Origin of the sequence: Cyanobium gracile PCC 6307 (genome assembly GCF_000316515.1) — a bacterium.
In the GTDB taxonomy this organism is placed as follows: Bacteria; Cyanobacteriota; Cyanobacteriia; order PCC-6307; family Cyanobiaceae; genus Cyanobium; species Cyanobium gracile.
The window spans coordinates 2,113,501-2,129,427 of the sequence record NC_019675.1 but is presented as its reverse complement, the minus strand read 5'-3'; the positions used below and the strand labels follow the sequence as shown (position 1 = coordinate 2,129,427).

Here is a 15,927-nt window from a genome sequence, read left to right as displayed (position 1 = left end):
TCGTTGGGCATTCGTCGGTAAAGTGACAGAGAATGTCGAAAGAACCTTCAATGATGGCATAGTCTTCTCGACGGTTCCGTCCCTAGAAAAGGGGAGTCAGAGTGCCGACGTAGTTGTAGTGAGAGCATGGGGCCACTTTGTAGCGCAGTACTAGTAGCATCACAGATTCGCAGCCTAACCCGCTGGTCAACCAGATCCGCCTTCGGCAGGCCGGTTGCCAGCAACGTTGGCTCTCTGAGGTATCAATGACGGATGACGAGAAAACGATCGCGCTTGCCCTTCCGGGAGAGTGGGCACTCCAGAAGACATTGGGGCCAGTCCTTGCGGAAATTGGTGACGACCTAAAGCGCCTTTATTCGAAGGGCCGAGACAAGATCATCGACAAGGCCTACAAGAAGATAGAGGACCCTAACGACGGAAAAAGCGCAAACCTCCGAGTAGCTCATGAGGCTTTAACTAGTGGTGCCTTTACTGACGAGGATATTTGCGCGGAGTACTTCGGGGGGATTCTTGCGTCCTCGAGGACGATCGACGGTAAGAATGACGATTCAATCCAACTTCTCGACACAATTAAGTCGCTGTCCGCTAGGCAGCTCCATCTTCACTACGCATTGTACAGTTCCATCAACAGGCTTCTGGTTGCCAGCTCAGAACCGATTAACGTCGGCCAGGGCAGAGAGATACAGGCAATGAAGGCTTGGTTCTCTTCCGTCGAACTGCTCGGGCTCGGGCTGAAGATCGACACCGATTTCAACATCCTTCTCCGGCAGGGCCTCATCGAGTCTTATGAGGTGGGTCAACACCAGTTGGATTTGAGCCGCGTACTGCCTTTCTCATCAGCTTCGCCAACAACCTACGGAGTTTTGCTTTACGCGGTTGCCCACAACAAGTACGACAGATGGCGCGAATTCTCCGTGGAACTGTTCCCGGAGTTCGATGGAATTCGCCTGCCTGCCTATTCTTCACTTAGCATTGAGGGGTTAATGGATGTAGCCGGAGTGCCTCGTGCAGAGAGCTAAGTGCTTGTCCAAGCCGTCGCCGCTAAGCGGCACAGCTTTACTCATGCGATAGACCACTTCACACGAATGCCGTGCGTGCAGAAGCTGCCATGGGTAGAGTGCAAGAAAGTGATGAGCCTCGAGCGCAGTAATCAGATGCAACCGAAGGAATCCAAGATCGCGCTGCTGATTGATGCTGACAACGCTCCAGCTGCCAAGATCGCAGCGATTGTTTCCGAAATCGCAAAATATGGAATTGCCATTATTCGCAAGGCTTATGGGAACTGGAAGAGCCCAACCTTGAAATCCTGGGAAGAGTGCTTGCAGGAGTACGCGATTTGCCCAGTCCAACAGTTTGACCTCACCAAGGGCAAGAACGCCACCGATGCAGCGATGATCATCGATGCTATGGACTTGCTGTATACCCAGAAGCTGGATGCTTTCGCAATTGTTTCGAGCGACAGCGACTTTACGCCTCTAGTGATGAGAATCTTGACCAGCGGCTTGAAAGTCTATGGCTTTGGCGAGAAGAAGACCCCGTTGCCTTTTGTTTACGCCTGCTCGACCTTTTTGTACTTGGAGACGATCGGCCAGTCGATGGTTTCAACTGAGCCTTCCATCCCATCGGCGGGCATCAAAAAGACTGGGAAGGAGTTGAAGCAAGATACCAAGCTGATTGACTTGTTGAGGGGCGCGGTGTCCAGTACCTCAGATGATGATGGATGGTCGCATCTTGGTCCAGTTGGGGGACACATCGCGAATCAGACGTCATTCGACCCACGCAACTATGGCTATGCCAAGCTCAGTGGCTTGTTCGAGGCGATTGACTTGTTCGAGACGCAGCGGAGAAACAAGGCCGTCTATGTGCGAAGTATGCAGGGGAACAACAACTCCGCGAAGTGACTGATCGTCATCTTCCAACTATGGCTCTCAGCCCCGGTGATACCTCACCCTCTGCCCCTCCCTCTCACTCTGGAACCGCTGCAGCCGGTGGGTCAGCGCCCTTAGCCGTTTCATGTGGTGGGAGTTCACAGGATCGAACAGATCCCCCCGCACGGCTTCGATGAATACCAGCACATCCTTGGGGGCACAGGGCCCGCTCTTCCAACCATGGAATTCCCGGTGCAGATCGGGCGTCAGCACCAGGATGTTTTCCGGAAGGTCGGCCAGGTCCGGGCGGCTGCGGCGGTCGAAGAGATGGTGCCCGTCCAGGTCGATCTTCTTGTACACCTCAGCCTTCTTGCCAGTGATCTCGCAGCGATGGCCGGCGGCCGACTTGGCACGCTTGATCGCCCGGTCTACCCCTTCGGTGAGATAGCGGATTTCGGAGTTGAAGCAGGCTTCCACCACCTCCCCCACCGCTTCGATCCAGGCCTGGCGCGTTTTGGTGATCTTGCTGTTGGCCCGCATGTCGCGGGCCACCCGGGCGATGCCCCGCTGGCTGATCAGCACTTGCCGTTCCTCGCTCTCCAGGAAGTCCTTGTTGAGCTCCAGGGCTTCCTCTCCTTCTTCGGTGCCTGCGGTGCGCAGCCGGTTCCAAGAGTTGTTCAGCCCCAGGTAGTTGGTCTGCAGGATCCCCACGGTGGTCTTGCGGCTCACGAAGGCCAGATCGCCCCGGATCTCCAAGGTGCCGCCCGCCTCGATGAACTCCTGAGTGATCCGCCGCGACACCAGCAGCTGTTTGCGCTTCTGTTTCACGTTGAACAGCCGTTCGCGGAACCAACCCAACACCCCGGTTTTCTCAGTGGCTTCGATGTGGCGGGCCAGGGCCTCCACGCCCTCCTCACTGAAGCGCCGGGGCCGCCGTCCATTGGCGCCGGCCAGCGCTGGGCCGGCGTACTCAAAGTGCTCGCCCTCCACGAGCTCCCATTCATCGTCAGCCTTGGCATCGAACGCGTCGACGATGTTGTAGAGGCTGTCGATTCGTTTTCCGAGAATCCTGGCCGTTTCCTGTGCCGTTAAAAGGTCGCGCATCGCTTCAGGGCATCAGGGCAAGGATCGAGTCCTTCATCGTCTGCAGGCGTTCCGCCACGCGGGGATCACCGCCGTGGTCGGGGTGGTGCTGCTGGATCAGCCTTCGAAACGCCTCGCGTACCTCGTCGGCCGTGGCGGTCTTCGGGTCGAGGCCGAACACCACCCAGGGACGGAAGTGCTGCAGCACGTCAATGCCGTTGATCACGGTGGGTCCGTCCACCAGGTTCTGCTCGTTGGCCGGAATGCCGATGAAGCGCCGGTAGAGCACCAGCCAGTCGTCCTTGGTTTTCAGTGCCACCTCTTCGCCCGTCATTGATAGCTGGAAGTTCTTGTCCTTGCGCAGCTGGGTGACGGTCTTACACCTGAAATGGGCCAGCACCTTGTTCTTGATCTCGGTGGCGGTGGGGGGCTTGGGCTTCGGTGGCGGCGGATCCTTGAACGCGCCCCCGTTGATGGTCTGGGCGAACGCCAGCAGATCGGCCTCGCCCAGCTCCGGCTTCCCCAGGAGCGTCTGGATCAGCGCCTTCACCTCGGCCAGCGTCAGCTTCTTGCTTCGGGCGGCCACAGACCAGTGCTGGAAACGATTTTCATCCTGGCCAGGGGCGTCTGGCCTTGCCTGGGAGCTTAGGAATCTGTCGTGTTTCTCCTGTCTGCCTGACCCTGCGGCAGCCACCGGAGCCCCCGGCCTGTCTGGGACTGGAGCCGTGGAGCGCCTTTGCTAGGTTGCCGCCGCCTGCCTGGCCCGTTGCTGCCTGATGAAAGCCGTCATCCTGGCCGGTGGACTGGGCACCCGACTCGCGGAGGAGACCCACCTGCGGCCCAAGCCGATGGTGGAGATCGGCGGCAAGCCGATCCTGTGGCACATCCTCAAGATCTACAGCCACCACGGCATCAACGACTTCATCATCTGTTGCGGCTACAAGGGCTATGTGATCAAGGAATACTTCGCCAACTATTTCCTGCACACCAGTGATGTCACCTTCCATATGGATCTCAACCACATGGAAGTACACCGCCAGAAGGCCGAACCCTGGAAGGTCACCCTGGTCGACACCGGCGATGCCACCCTCACCGGCGGCCGTCTGGCCCGGGTGCGCAGCTACCTGCCGCCGGGGGAATCCTTCTGCTTCACCTACGGCGACGGCGTCGCCGATGTGGACATCGCCGCCCTGATCGCCCACCACCAGCGCCAGGGCCTGCAGGCCACCCTCACCGCCGTGCAGCCCCCCGGCCGCTACGGCGCCCTGCACCTCAACGGCGATGTGGTCACCGACTTCGAGGAGAAGCCCGACGGCGACAACGCCTGGATCAACGGCGGCTTCTTCGTGCTCGAGCCCGCCGTGATCGACCTGGTCGACGGCGACCAGTGTGTCTGGGAGCAGGCGCCCCTCAAGGCCCTCGCCACCCAGGGCCAGCTCAGCTCCTTCAAGCACCGCGGCTTCTGGCAGCCCATGGACACCCTGCGCGACCGCCAGCGTCTGGAGGACCTCTGGCAGCAGGGCCGCGCCCCCTGGAAGGTCTGGAGCTGACCATGGCCAGCGCCTCCCCCCGTCGGGCCTGGCAGCGGCCCGATCCCGCCTTCTGGCAGGGGAAGCGGGTGTTGCTCACCGGCCACACCGGCTTCAAGGGCAGCTGGCTGGCCCTCTGGCTCTGCGAACTCGGCGCCCAGGTCACCGGCTTCGCCCTGGCGCCGGACACCGACCCCTCCCTGTTCGACCAGCTGGGCCTGGCCTCCCGCCTCGATCACCACATCGGCGACCTGCGTGATCCGGCCGCCCTGCGCGAGCTGGTGGCCGCCGTCCAGCCGGAGGTGGTGCTGCACCTGGCCGCCCAGCCCCTGGTGCGCCGCAGCTACGCCGAGCCGGTGCTCACCTGGGAAACGAACGTGATGGGCACTATCCACCTGATGGAGGCCCTGCGCCCCCTGGCCCATCCCTGCGCCGCGGTGCTGATCACCACCGACAAGGTCTACCGCAACAACGAGTGGCTCTACGGCTACCGGGAGAACGACCCCCTCGGCGGCCACGACCCTTACAGCAGCAGCAAGGCCGCCGCCGAGCTGGCCATCAGCTCCTGGCGCGCCAGCTACTGCGGCAGCCTGCCCCACCAGTCGCCCCACCTGCGCCTGGCCAGCGCCAGGGCCGGCAACGTCATCGGTGGCGGCGACTGGGCCGCCGACCGCATCATTCCCGACACCGTCCGCTCCCTGCGCGCCAGTGAGCCGATCACCCTGCGCAACCCCGCCGCCACCCGCCCCTGGCAGCACGTGCTCGAACCCCTCGGCGGCTACCTGGCCCTGGCCGAGGCCCTCGCCGAACCCTCCGAGGGCCTGGCGATGGCCGAAGCCTTTAACTTCGGGCCCCAGCTGGAGGCCAACCGGCCCGTGCGGGAGCTGGTGGAGCAGGCCCTGGCCCACTGGCCCGGCACCTGGATCGATGCCTCCGATCCCAGTGCCCCCCACGAGGCCGGTCTGTTGAATCTTGTGGTCGACAAGGCCCACCACCGCCTCGGCTGGTCGCCCCGCTGGGACTTCGCGACCACCACCGCCCGCACGCTTCAGTGGTATCGCCGCGTGATCGAGGCGGGCGACGACCCGCTGGCCTGCTGCCTCGACGACCTCACCGCCTATCTCGCTCCTCTGCCGCCGGGCCGATCCACCCCATGACCGCCGACCTCGACCAGCTCAAACAGGAGATCCTGCGGCTCACCCGCGACTACGCCCGCCGCGCCCACGCCGCCTATCGCCCCGGCGATGACCCAGATCGCACCCCCCACGCCGACGGCCAGACGATCCCCTACGCCGGCCGCGTCTTCACCGAAGACGAGGTGGAAGCGGCCGTGGGCACCACCCTCGACTTCTGGCTCACCCTCGGCACCGAAGGCGCCGCCATGGAGAGCGAGCTGGCGGCCTTCCTGGGGGTGCGCCACAGCCTGCTGGTCAATTCCGGCTCCTCCGCCAACCTGGTGGCCATCTCGGCCCTCACCTCCCACCGCCTGCCCGCCGAGCGACGCCTGCGGCCCGGCGATGAGGTGATCACCGTGGCGGCCGGCTTCCCCACCACCGTGGCGCCGATCCTGCAGGTGGGCGCCGTGCCGGTGTTCATCGACGCCGATCCGGTCACCGGCAACGCCCGCTGCGACCAGCTCGAAGCCGCCTACCGGCCCGGCGTCACCAAGGCCGTGATGATGGCCCACGCCCTGGGCAACCCCTTCGATCTGGCGGCGGTGCTGCGCTTCTGCCGCGCCCACGACCTCTGGCTCGTCGAAGACAACTGCGACGCCTTGGGCTGCTCCTACTCCATGCCCCGGGAGCTGGCCGAATCCCTCGGCTTCAGCGAGAACAGCCCGGGCCTCGATGAGGGCCCGGACCGCGTCATCCGCTGGACCGGCACCTGGGGCGACATCAGCACCCAGAGCTTCTACCCGCCCCACCACCTCACCATGGGCGAGGGCGGCGCGGTCAACATCGTCCGCGACCAGAAGCTCAAGGTGGTGGCCGAGAGCTTCCGCGACTGGGGCCGCGACTGCTGGTGCCCCTCCGGCAAGGACGACACCTGCGGCAAGCGCTTCGACTGGCAGCTGGGCGAGCTGCCCGCCGGCTACGACCACAAGTACATCTACAGCCACCTCGGATTCAACCTCAAACCCCTCGATCCCCAGGCCGCCATCGGCCGGGTGCAGCTGCGCCGCCTGCCGGAGTTCATCGAGGCCCGCAAGCGCAACTGGCAGACCCTGCGCGAAGGCCTGGTGCCCACCGAGCCCGTGCTGGAGTTCTCCCTGCCCACCCATGCCACCGGCTGGGATCCGCAGAGCGGCTTCTCCTGGGACGCCAGCGGCTGCCGCACCGACTGCTCCTGGTTCGGCTTCAAGATCTCCGTCAAGTCCGACGCCCCCTTCCGCCGCACCGACCTGGCCCGGGAGCTCGATGCCCACCGCATCGGCAACCGCATGCTGTTCGGCGGCAACCTGGTGCGCCAGCCCGCCTTCGTTCAGCTGCGCGCCGACCGCCCCGATGCCCTGCGGGTGGTGGGCGACCTGGCCGGCGCCGACGCGATCATGGTCGACACCCTGTTCCTGGGCACCTACCCGGGCCTCACGGCCCCGATGCTGGCCAAGGAGATCCAGGTGATCCTCGACTTCTGCCGCAGCCGATGAGGCTGTTCCTCACCGGCGGCACCGGCTTCATCGGCTCCCATGTGCTGGCGGCGGCCCTGGCGGCGGGCCACCAGGTGCGGGCCCTGCGCCGCAGCCCCGCTTCTGCCCCGGTGATCCCCCTGCCCGGCGCGCCCGAGTGGTGCGAGGGCGACCTCGCCAGCCTGGAGGCCTCGGCGCTGGAGGGCGTGGAGGCGGTGCTGCACCTGGCCTCCGCCGGGGTGAGCCCCAAGCCCGCCAGCTGGGAGGAGCTGGTGCAGGCCAACGTGGCCGGCAGCCTGCGGCTGCTGGAGCGGGCGGCGGAGGCGGGGGTGGGCCGCTGCGTCGTGGCGGGCAGCAGCCACGAGTACGGCAACGCCGCCCGCCGTTTTGAGGCCATCCCCCCCGACGCCCCCCTGGAGCCCCTGAGCCCCTACGGCGCCAGCAAGGCGGCCGCCTTCCAGCTGCTGCGGGCCTTTGCCATCGCCCAGGGCCTGGAGCTCGTCTACGGCCGCATCTTCTCGGCCTACGGCGAGGGCCAGTTCGCGGGCAACTTCTGGCCGTCCTTGCGCCGCGCGGCCCTGGCCGGCGACGATTTCCCCATGACCTCCGGCCGCCAGGTGAGCGATTTCATCCCCGTCGCCGAGGTGGCGGCCCACCTGCTGGCGGCCTGCGCGCGGCCCGATGTGGCCGCCGGGGTGCCCCTGGTGGTCAACATCGGTTCGGGGGCCGCCACCAGCCTGCTGGCCTTCGCCGAGGCGGAATGGGAGCGCCTGGGGGCGACCGGTAGATTGCGCCCCGGTGTGCTTCCCGACCGCCCCGATCAGATCGAGCGATACGTTCCGGACCTGGCTGGTTTGAGGCTCCCCGCGTCCCCTCTGCCCTGAATCCGATGAAGGTCCTGATCACCGGCGGTTGCGGCTTTCTCGGCTCCAACCTGGCCGCCTCCTACCTGCAGGAAGGGGCCGAGGTGATCGTGGTCGATGCCCTGTTCCGGCGCGGTTCGGCGGCCAACCTGGCCTGGCTGGAGCAGCAGGCCGCCCCGGGCCGCTTCCATTTCATCCAGGCCGACCTGGCCGAGGCCGAGGCCGTGCTGGCCGTGTTCCGCCGCCACGCCCCCTTCGACTACATCGCCCATGTGGGCGGCCAGGTGGCCATGACCACCTCCCTGACCGATCCCGCCCGCGACCTGCAGACCAATGTCCTCGGCACCTTCGCCGTGCTCGAGGCCGCCCGGGCCCTCTCCCCGGAGGCCCTGATCGCCTACAGCAGCACCAACAAGGTCTACGGCGATCTGGAGGGCCTCCGCTACGAGGAGACCCCCACCCGTTACCGCCTCCCCGATCACCCCGAAGGCCTCGACGAAGCCCTCTGCCTTGATTTCTCCACCCCCTACGGCTGCTCCAAGGGCGCCGCCGACCAGTACGTGCGCGACTGGGCCCGCGTCTATGGCCTGAAAACGGTCGTGTTCCGCCACTCCTCGATCTTCGGCGGCCGCCAGTTCGCCTCCTTCGACCAGGGCTGGGTGGGCTGGTTCTGCCAGAAGGCGATCGAGCAGAAGCGCGCCCACCAGGCCGGTGTGGCCCCCGAGCCCTTCACCATCGCCGGCACTGGCAAGCAGGTGCGAGATGTGCTCCACGCCGACGACCTGATCCGCCTCTACCGGGCCGCCTACGAGCACCGGGAGCGGATGACCGGCGAGATCTTCAACATCGGCGGCGGCGCCGCCAACTCTCTCAGCCTGCTGGAGCTGTTCGCCCTGCTCGCCGAGCTGCTGGCCATCCCGCCGCTGGTGTTCACCCCCACCCCCCGCCGCGCCAGCGACCAGGACTGCTTCATCGCCGACATCGCCAAGGCCGAGCGGCTGCTCGGCTGGTCGCCGGCCATCTCCTGCCGCGACGGCGTCAGCCGCATGCTCGCCTGGACCGAAACCCACCTGATGGCGGCCTGAGCGGAGCCGTTGCCCGCACCCATGGCGAACGTTTTTCCCACGATCCAGCGGTTCCGCCAGTCAGCGGAACAGCGCCTGCCCCCCCGGCTGCACGGCTTTCTCGTCTCCGCCGCCCTGATCGGCCTCTGTGCCCTGGGGTACCACCTGCGGCGCCCCTCGGTCTCCCTGGCGCCCACCCTCTATGCGGAGGATGGCGCGATCTTCCTGCAGCAGGCCATCGACCAGGGCGCTGGATCGCTGGTTCAGCTGTATGCCGGCTACAGCCATCTCCTGCAGCGGATCAGCGCCCTGACGGCCGTGAACCTGCTCTCGCCGCTGGCCTATCCCGGCTTCTTTCTGCTGGTGGCCTGGGTGTCCTGGCTGCTGCCTCTGATCAGCGTCGAGGGCCTCATCGGTGCCGGGGTGTTCAGCCGGCTGATGCGGGTGGCCTACATCCCCTACGTGTATCACCCCTATGCCGGCGAGACCTATCTCAACCTGCCCAATGCCTACATCTTCTTCCCGCTCGGCTTCATCCTGATCGCCTACGGCGCGGTGGCCCGGCAGGGAAGCGGCCGCCCCGAGCCCCCCTGGCCCGCGGCCCTGCGGGGTCTGCTGTTCCTCTACGGGCTGGTGGCGGCCTTCACCGGCCCGTTCATGGCCATCTACACGATTCCGCTGCTGATCTTCGATGGCCTTTGCCGCCGCCGCCTGCCGCTGCGGCCCCTGTGGCTGAGCCTGCCGGTGCTGCTCTCCACCCTGCAGCTCTACTTCTCCCAGCTCCAGACCACCTACCCCCTGTCGACGGCCGAGGCCCTCAGGACCCTGCTGGCGCGGCCCGGCCTGCTCCTCGACTGGTTCACCGTCCACCTGATCAGCCCGCTGCTGGGGGGCTACAAGCCCTGGTGGGTTCTGCGGGGACTGCCCGATCCCCTGCAGTTGCTGGCCGTGCTGGTGGCCCTGGCCCTGGTGCTGCTGGCCCTGCGGGTGGTGACCGGGCGCATGCGCCAGCCGGCCCTGCTCCTGCTGGCCATCGCCTCCACCATGGTGCTCTCCCTCTCCAGCCTGCTGGTGGCCACCCGCCGCGGGGTGGATCCGTCGCAGATGGTGATCGAGGATGTGGGCGGGCGTTTCTTCTACTGGAACACCGTCCTGTTCCTGTCGGTGCTGCTGATCGCCTTCGTGCTGCTGGTGCGGGAGCGCCGCACCCGCCAGAGCACCGCCTGCCGTGCCCTGTCGGTCTGGCTGGTGCTGACGCTGGTTTTTTATCACAACAACGTGGTTCCCAGGCCCATCGAGGTGATGACCCCCACCGGAGAGATGCGGACCCTCGACTATGCCGAGCAGCTCCGCGAGCAGTGCCGATGGCCCCACCCGAAGCTCACCCACATCTATGGCGGACCGATGTGGAGTTTCCAGCTGGGTGAGCGTCAGATGGCAAGACTCTGCAGCGTGCCTTCCTGAAGCCCAGTCTTTCTGAGGCCGGCAAGTCCCTAACGCCCGAACATGCCGACGGCGACGATGGCATACCCCAGGGTGATCGCCATCACGCTGGCCGGCGGCAGGGCGGCGGCATCCTTGAGTGAGAACAGCACATACAGCAGCGGATACTGCAGGCTCAGCATCAGCACCGCCAGTTTTCGGTCGGCGGAGGGCAGCACCAGGGCGGTGATTCCGAAGGAGGCGCCATAGCAAACAAGCGAGGCCGCCAGGTAGAGCGCGCCGGTGCGGACACCTTCAGCCGGTGGACGGATCCGCAAGATGAATTGGCCCAGGCATGCCGCAAGAACGGCAGCCAAAAGATACACTGCGTGCAGCATGCTTTTTGACAACATTGGCCCATGACGAGATCGCCGCATCATATCGCCATCTGCATTCCCTGTTACAACGAGTCGTCCAATATCGAAGCGCTCTATGTGAGGCTGGCCAAGGTTCTTGAGCAGTTTCCTGACGACGTTTTCTCGATCGTGTTTGCCGATAATTGCTCCACCGACCACACGGTGCAGCTGATCGAGGGCCTGGCGGCAAGGGATTCCCGCGTTGGCCTGATCCGCAATGTCTCGAACTTCGGCTTCGTGCGCTCCTCGGCCAATGCCCTGCTCGCGCCCGATGCCGACGCCAATGTGTTTCTGATGTCGGATCTGCAGGATCCCCCCGAGCTGGTGGCGGAGCTGATCAACGGCTGGAAGAAGGGCGACGACCAGGTGATCTTCGCCGTGCGGCGCTCCAGCCATGAGAGCCCGATCCTCTTCCTCTGCAAGAAGATCTACTACGCCACCCTCTCCTGGCTTTCCGATTATCCGATGGTGCGCGATACCACCGGTTTCGGCATCTACGACCGCTCCGTGATCGTGGCCCTGCGTCAGTCGATCGACTCCTATCCCTTCATCAAGGGCCTGGTGTGCGCCATCGGCTTCCAATGGTCCACCATTCCCTACGTGAGTGCCGACCGCAAGGGCGGCAGCAGCTCCGCGTCGTTGTCGTTCCTGGTGGATTTCGGCGTGCTCGGCATCGTCACCTCCTCCCGCAAGCCGATGCGGCTGATCACCACCGCCGGCCTGTCCCTCGGGGCGCTTTCCATCCTGCTGTCGTTCGTGGTGATGGTCAGCAAGCTGATCTTCTGGAACAGCTTCCAGTTCGGTGTGGCCATGCTGTCGGTCTCGGCGTTGTTCTTCGCCGGCGCCATGATGTTCGCCCTCGGCATCCTGGGCGAATACATCGGCTTCATCAACCAGCGCACCCTGCGCCTGCCCCTGGTGGTGGAGCGCAGCCGCCACAACGTCCCCCACCGCGAAGGCTGAGCCCCTGCCCACTCCACGGGCTGCCATGAAAAAGCCGGGCCAGATTGGCCCGGCAGTTGGTCAGTGGCTCAGCCCAGGGCCTTGGCGGTGGCCACCACGTTGTCGACGGTGAAGCCGAACTTCTCCAGGCAGACGCCGCCGGGGGCCGAGGCACCGAAGCTGTCGATCGAGACGCTGGCGCCGTCGAAGCCGGTGTACTTGTGCCAGCCGAAGGAGCTGGAGGCCTCCACCACCACCCGCTTGCGCACGGCGGCGGGCAGCACCGACTCGCGGTAGGCGGCGTCCTGCTCCTCAAACAGCTCCACACAAGGCATCGACACCACCCGCACCGCCTTGCCTTCGGCGGTGAGCAGGGCGGCGGCCTTGACGCAGAGGTCGAGCTCGGTGCCGGTGCCGATCAGGATCAGATCCGGGGTGCCGCTGCAGTCGTTGAGGATGTAGCCACCCTTGGCCACCTTGTCGGCCGCGGAGTTGGCCTGGTTGACCATGGCCTGGCGGCTCAGGGCCAGCACCGTGGGGCGCTTGCGGTTGGTGACGGCGACCTTGTAGGCCCCCACCGTCTCGTTGCCGTCGCCGGGGCGGATCACCAGCAGGTTGGGGATGGCGCGCAGGTTGGCGAGGGTCTCCACCGGCTGGTGGGTGGGGCCGTCTTCGCCCAGGCCGATCGAATCGTGGGTGAGCACGTAGATCACGCCCAGCTGGGAGAGGGCCGACAGGCGCATGGCGCCGATCATGTAGCCGGCGAACACCAGGAAGGTGCCGCCGTAGGGGATCAGGCCGCTGTTGTGGTACGCGATGCCGTTGAGCACCGCCGCCATGGCGTGCTCCCGCACCCCGAAGTGCAGGTAGCGGTTGGCTTCGTGGCCCTTCTGGAAGCTGGCCTCGCCCTTGATGTCGGTGAGGTTGGAGTGGGTGAGGTCGGCGGAGCCGCCGATCAGCTCGGGCAGGCTGGGGCCGAAGGCGTTGAGGGCGTTGTAGGAGTGCTGGCGGGTGGCCAGGCCCTTGTCCTCGGGGGTGAACATCGGCAGGGAGGCATCCCAGCCCTCGGGCAGCTCACCGCGCAGCATCCGCTCGAACTCGGCCGCCTCGGCGGGATAGCGGCTGCGGTAGGCGGCCAGACTCTCGCTCCAGGAGGCTTCGGCGGCGGCACCGCGCTGGATGGCCTGGCGCCAGTGCTCATAGGCCGGTTCGGGCACCTCGAAGGCGCCGTAGCTCCACTCCAGCTGCTGGCGGGTGAGCTCGGCCTCCTCGGCCCCGAGGGCGGCGCCGTGCACGCCGGCGGTGTTGGCCTTGTTGGGGGAGCCGTAGCCGATGGTGGTGGTGACCTTGATCAGGCTGGGACGGTCGGTGACCGCCTTGGCCGCCTCGATCGCCCGGGTGATGGCCGCCACGTCGGTGTTGCCGTCTTCGACGTGCTGCACATGCCAGCCGTAGGCCTCGTAGCGCTTCATCACGTCCTCGGTGAAGGACACGCCGGTGTTGCCGTCGATGGTGATGTGGTTGTCGTCGTAGAGGGCGATCAGCTTGCCCAGACCCAGGTGGCCGGCCAGGGAGGCGGCCTCGCTGGAGACCCCCTCCTGGTTGCAGCCGTCACCCATCAGCACGTAGGTGTAGTGGTCGACGATGGTGGCGTCGGGCTTGTTGAACTTGGCCGCCAGGTGGGCTTCGGCGATCGCCAGGCCCACGGCGTTGGAGATGCCCTGCCCCAGGGGCCCGGTGGTCACCTCAACGCCGGGGGTCTCGAAGGTTTCCGGGTGGCCGGGGGTGCGGGAGCCCCACTGGCGGAACTGCTTGATGTCCTCCATGGTCACGCTGTCGTAGCCGGTGAGGTGAAGCAGCGCGTACAGCAGCATGCAGCCGTGGCCGGCCGAGAGCACGAAGCGGTCGCGGTTGAACCACTGCGGATTCTTGGGGTTGTGGCGCAGCACCTTGTCCCAGAGGGAGAAGGCCATCGGTGCGCAGCCCATCGGCAGGCCGGGGTGCCCCGAGTTGGACTTGTTGATCGCGTCGACCGCCAGGAAGCGGATGCTGTTGATGCAGAGCGTCTCTACGTGGCTATCGACCTGGGTGGTGGGGGCGGCGACCATGGCTTGACGGGGGAGTACGGGGAGGAGGGAGGTGTTCCTGGGATGGGTGACCCGGTGCGCTCTGGCGCGCCGGGTGGTCAGGTCATCCGGCGGAAGGCAAGGCAGACGTTGTGGCCGCCGAATCCGAAGGAGTTGGAAAGCACGACATTGACGGCGTGTTCCCGGGCCTGGTTGGGCACCACATCCAGATCGCAGGCAGGATCGGGCGTGCTGTAGTTGATCGTAGGCGGTACCAGGTTGTGGGCCACCGCCAGCACCGCGGCGATGGCCTCGATGCCGCCGCTGCCGCCCAGCAGGTGGCCGGTCATCGACTTGGTGGAACTGACCGGGATGGTCATGGCGTGGGCCCCGAGCGCCGACTTGATGGCGGCGGTCTCGTTGCTGTCGTTGGCCTGGGTGCTGGTGCCGTGGGCATTGACGTAATCCACCGCCTCCGGCTCCAGCCGGGCATCTGCCAGGGCCAGACGGATGGCCTCCGCCGCCCCCACGCCGCCGGGGGAGGGCAAGGTGTAGTGATACGCGTCGCAGGTCATGCCGTAGCCGACGATCTCGCCCAGCACCCGGGCGCCCCTGGCCGTGGCGTGCTCCAGGCTCTCAAGCACCAGGACGCCGGCCCCCTCGCCGATCACGAAGCCGTTGCGCTCGGCGTCGAAGGGGCGGCTGGCCGTGGCCGGATCATCGTTGCGGAACGACAGGGCCCGGGCGCTGGCGAAGCCGGCCACCCCCAGGGGGGTGATCGCCGACTCGGCGCCGCCGCAGACCATGGCGTCCGCCAGGCCCAGCTGGATGAGACGGAAGGCATCGCCGATGGCGTTGGAGCCGGCGGCGCAGGCGGTGGCCACGGCGCTGCTGGGCCCCCGGGCGCCGAGGGCGATGGCCGCCAGCCCGGTGGCCATGTTGGGGATCATCATCGGCACGCAGAACGGGCTGACCCGGTCGGGACCGCGGTCGGCCAGCACGTGGGCCTGGGTTTCCATCATCAGCAGCCCCCCCACGCCGGAGCCGATGGCGACCCCGATGCGCGGGGCGTTGCCGTCGTCGATGGTCAGGCCGGCATCGGCCACCGCCTGCTTGGCCGCGACCACCCCGAACTGGCAGAAGCGATCCCAGCGCTTCGCCTCCTTCGGCTCCAGCCAGCCGGCCGTGTCGAAGTCCTTGACTTCGGCGGCGAAGCGGCAGGCATGGCGGGAGGCATCGAACAAGGTGATCGGCGCCACCCCATTGCGGCCGTTGATCAGCCCCTCCCAGTAATCCGCGACGTTGTTGCCGATCGGTGTGACCGCGCCCAGGCCGGTGACGACGACGCGGCGGAGACCCTCCACCATGGACGCCTCAGGCCTGCTTCTCTTGGATGTATTTGACGGCGTCACCCACCGTGGTGATCCCTTCGGCCGACTCGTCGGGGATCTCGATGTCGAAGGCTTCCTCCAGGGCCATCACCAGCTCGACGGTGTCGAGGGAATCGGCTCCCAGGTCGTTCTGGAAATTGGATTCCGGCTTGACCTCGTCAGCCTCCACGCTGAGCTGTTCGGCAACGATCGACCGGACTTTCGCGAAGATCGCTTCCTGGGACATGGCTGCTGTGAGGGAGGCAGCATCCTACGGGTCGCCCCGTTCGGGCCCTTTCCGCGTATGAACAAGGGTGACGGCCGGGGTCCGCTGTCGCCCTGCGCCGGAACGGTGTGGGTACTTTGGGCACCTCGCCGTTCGTTCCCGGCCCTGGCATGTCCCACGCCGTCAAGATCTACGACACCTGCATCGGCTGCACCCAGTGCGTCCGTGCCTGCCCCCTCGACGTTCTCGAGATGGTTCCCTGGGACGGCTGCAAGGCCGGCCAGATCGCTTCCTCGCCCCGCACCGAAGACTGCGTCGGCTGCAAGCGCTGCGAAACCGCCTGCCCCACCGACTTCCTGAGCATCCGCGTCTACCTCGGCGACGAGACCAGCCGCTCCATGGGCCTGGCCTACTGAGCCCGGCGCCGCCGCTTCCCTCCCATAAGCTCATGC

16 protein-coding genes are annotated in these 15,927 nt (G+C 66.1%); 10 read left to right on the top strand and 6 right to left on the bottom strand.

What is annotated here, in order from left to right; genetic code table 11:
• The first annotated feature begins 245 nt into the window (after nt 1-245).
• Nucleotides 246-1,019, top strand: a complete 774-nt coding sequence (locus CYAGR_RS10330; RefSeq protein WP_015109752.1) for a hypothetical protein — start codon at nt 246-248, stop codon at nt 1,017-1,019.
• A gap of 111 nt (nt 1,020-1,130) precedes the next feature.
• The gene (locus tag CYAGR_RS10325; protein ID WP_015109751.1) at nt 1,131-1,901 is read left to right on the top strand and encodes an NYN domain-containing protein; all 771 of its coding nucleotides are present in this window, start codon (nt 1,131-1,133) and stop codon (nt 1,899-1,901) included.
• 27 nt (nt 1,902-1,928) lie between these two features.
• Here CYAGR_RS10325 and CYAGR_RS10320 read toward each other — a convergent pair whose 3' ends face one another.
• Together CYAGR_RS10320 and CYAGR_RS10315 are read right to left on the bottom strand one after the other, a co-directional pair.
• A complete protein-coding gene (locus tag CYAGR_RS10320; RefSeq protein WP_015109750.1) occupies nt 1,929-2,972 on the bottom strand; it encodes a hypothetical protein in 1,044 nt (347 codons plus the stop codon).
• Between the two features lie 4 nt (nt 2,973-2,976).
• Nucleotides 2,977-3,537: a J domain-containing protein gene (locus CYAGR_RS10315; protein WP_015109749.1), complete on the bottom strand. Its 561-nt coding sequence runs from the start codon at nt 3,535-3,537 to the stop codon at nt 2,977-2,979.
• Nucleotides 3,538-3,727: 190 nt separating this feature from the next.
• Between CYAGR_RS10315 and rfbF the strand changes: the two genes are divergently transcribed.
• Genes rfbF through CYAGR_RS10285 form a run of 6 tightly spaced genes read left to right on the top strand, consistent with a single transcriptional unit; the run spans nt 3,728 to nt 10,497 of the window.
• Nucleotides 3,728-4,501: a glucose-1-phosphate cytidylyltransferase gene (gene rfbF / locus CYAGR_RS10310; protein ID WP_015109748.1), complete on the top strand. Its 774-nt coding sequence runs from the start codon at nt 3,728-3,730 to the stop codon at nt 4,499-4,501.
• 2 nt (nt 4,502-4,503) lie between these two features.
• Complete coding sequence (gene rfbG, locus CYAGR_RS10305) at nt 4,504-5,637, top strand: CDP-glucose 4,6-dehydratase (RefSeq protein WP_015109747.1); 1,134 nt, start codon at nt 4,504-4,506, stop codon at nt 5,635-5,637.
• Nucleotides 5,634-7,127, top strand: a complete 1,494-nt coding sequence (rfbH, locus tag CYAGR_RS10300; RefSeq protein WP_015109746.1) for a lipopolysaccharide biosynthesis protein RfbH — start codon at nt 5,634-5,636, stop codon at nt 7,125-7,127. Before rfbG ends, rfbH begins: the two co-directional genes overlap by 4 nt.
• Complete coding sequence (locus tag CYAGR_RS10295; protein ID WP_015109745.1) at nt 7,124-7,990, top strand: NAD-dependent epimerase/dehydratase family protein; 867 nt, start codon at nt 7,124-7,126, stop codon at nt 7,988-7,990. Before rfbH ends, CYAGR_RS10295 begins: the two co-directional genes overlap by 4 nt.
• Nucleotides 7,991-7,995: 5 nt before the next feature.
• A complete protein-coding gene (locus tag CYAGR_RS10290; protein ID WP_015109744.1) occupies nt 7,996-9,054 on the top strand; it encodes an SDR family NAD(P)-dependent oxidoreductase in 1,059 nt (352 codons plus the stop codon).
• Between the two features lie 21 nt (nt 9,055-9,075).
• On the top strand, nt 9,076-10,497 hold the full coding sequence (locus CYAGR_RS10285; RefSeq protein ID WP_015109743.1) for a hypothetical protein: 1,422 nt from the start codon (nt 9,076-9,078) through the stop codon (nt 10,495-10,497).
• A 29-nt stretch (nt 10,498-10,526) separates the two neighbouring features.
• Here the strand turns inward: CYAGR_RS10285 and CYAGR_RS10280 are convergent, their stop codons facing one another.
• Nucleotides 10,527-10,853: a hypothetical protein gene (locus CYAGR_RS10280; RefSeq protein ID WP_015109742.1), complete on the bottom strand. Its 327-nt coding sequence runs from the start codon at nt 10,851-10,853 to the stop codon at nt 10,527-10,529.
• Nucleotides 10,854-10,874: 21 nt separating this feature from the next.
• Between CYAGR_RS10280 and CYAGR_RS10275 the strand changes: the two genes are divergently transcribed.
• The gene (locus CYAGR_RS10275; RefSeq protein WP_015109741.1) at nt 10,875-11,834 is read left to right on the top strand and encodes a glycosyltransferase family 2 protein; all 960 of its coding nucleotides are present in this window, start codon (nt 10,875-10,877) and stop codon (nt 11,832-11,834) included.
• A gap of 68 nt (nt 11,835-11,902) precedes the next feature.
• Here the strand turns inward: CYAGR_RS10275 and tkt are convergent, their stop codons facing one another.
• The 3 genes from tkt to acpP all read right to left on the bottom strand — a co-directional run bounded on the left by tkt (nt 11,903) and on the right by acpP (nt 15,496).
• Nucleotides 11,903-13,921: a transketolase gene (gene tkt, locus CYAGR_RS10270; protein WP_015109740.1), complete on the bottom strand. Its 2,019-nt coding sequence runs from the start codon at nt 13,919-13,921 to the stop codon at nt 11,903-11,905.
• 77 nt (nt 13,922-13,998) lie between these two features.
• Nucleotides 13,999-15,246, bottom strand: a complete 1,248-nt coding sequence (gene fabF / locus CYAGR_RS10265; protein WP_015109739.1) for a beta-ketoacyl-ACP synthase II — start codon at nt 15,244-15,246, stop codon at nt 13,999-14,001.
• A gap of 7 nt (nt 15,247-15,253) precedes the next feature.
• On the bottom strand, nt 15,254-15,496 hold the full coding sequence (gene acpP, locus CYAGR_RS10260; RefSeq protein WP_015109738.1) for an acyl carrier protein: 243 nt from the start codon (nt 15,494-15,496) through the stop codon (nt 15,254-15,256).
• A 149-nt stretch (nt 15,497-15,645) separates the two neighbouring features.
• On the opposite strand from acpP, the gene psaC reads away from it, so the two are divergent.
• A complete protein-coding gene (gene psaC / locus CYAGR_RS10255) occupies nt 15,646-15,891 on the top strand; it encodes a photosystem I iron-sulfur center protein PsaC (protein ID WP_007099573.1) in 246 nt (81 codons plus the stop codon).
• The last annotated feature ends 36 nt before the right edge of the window (nt 15,892-15,927 follow it).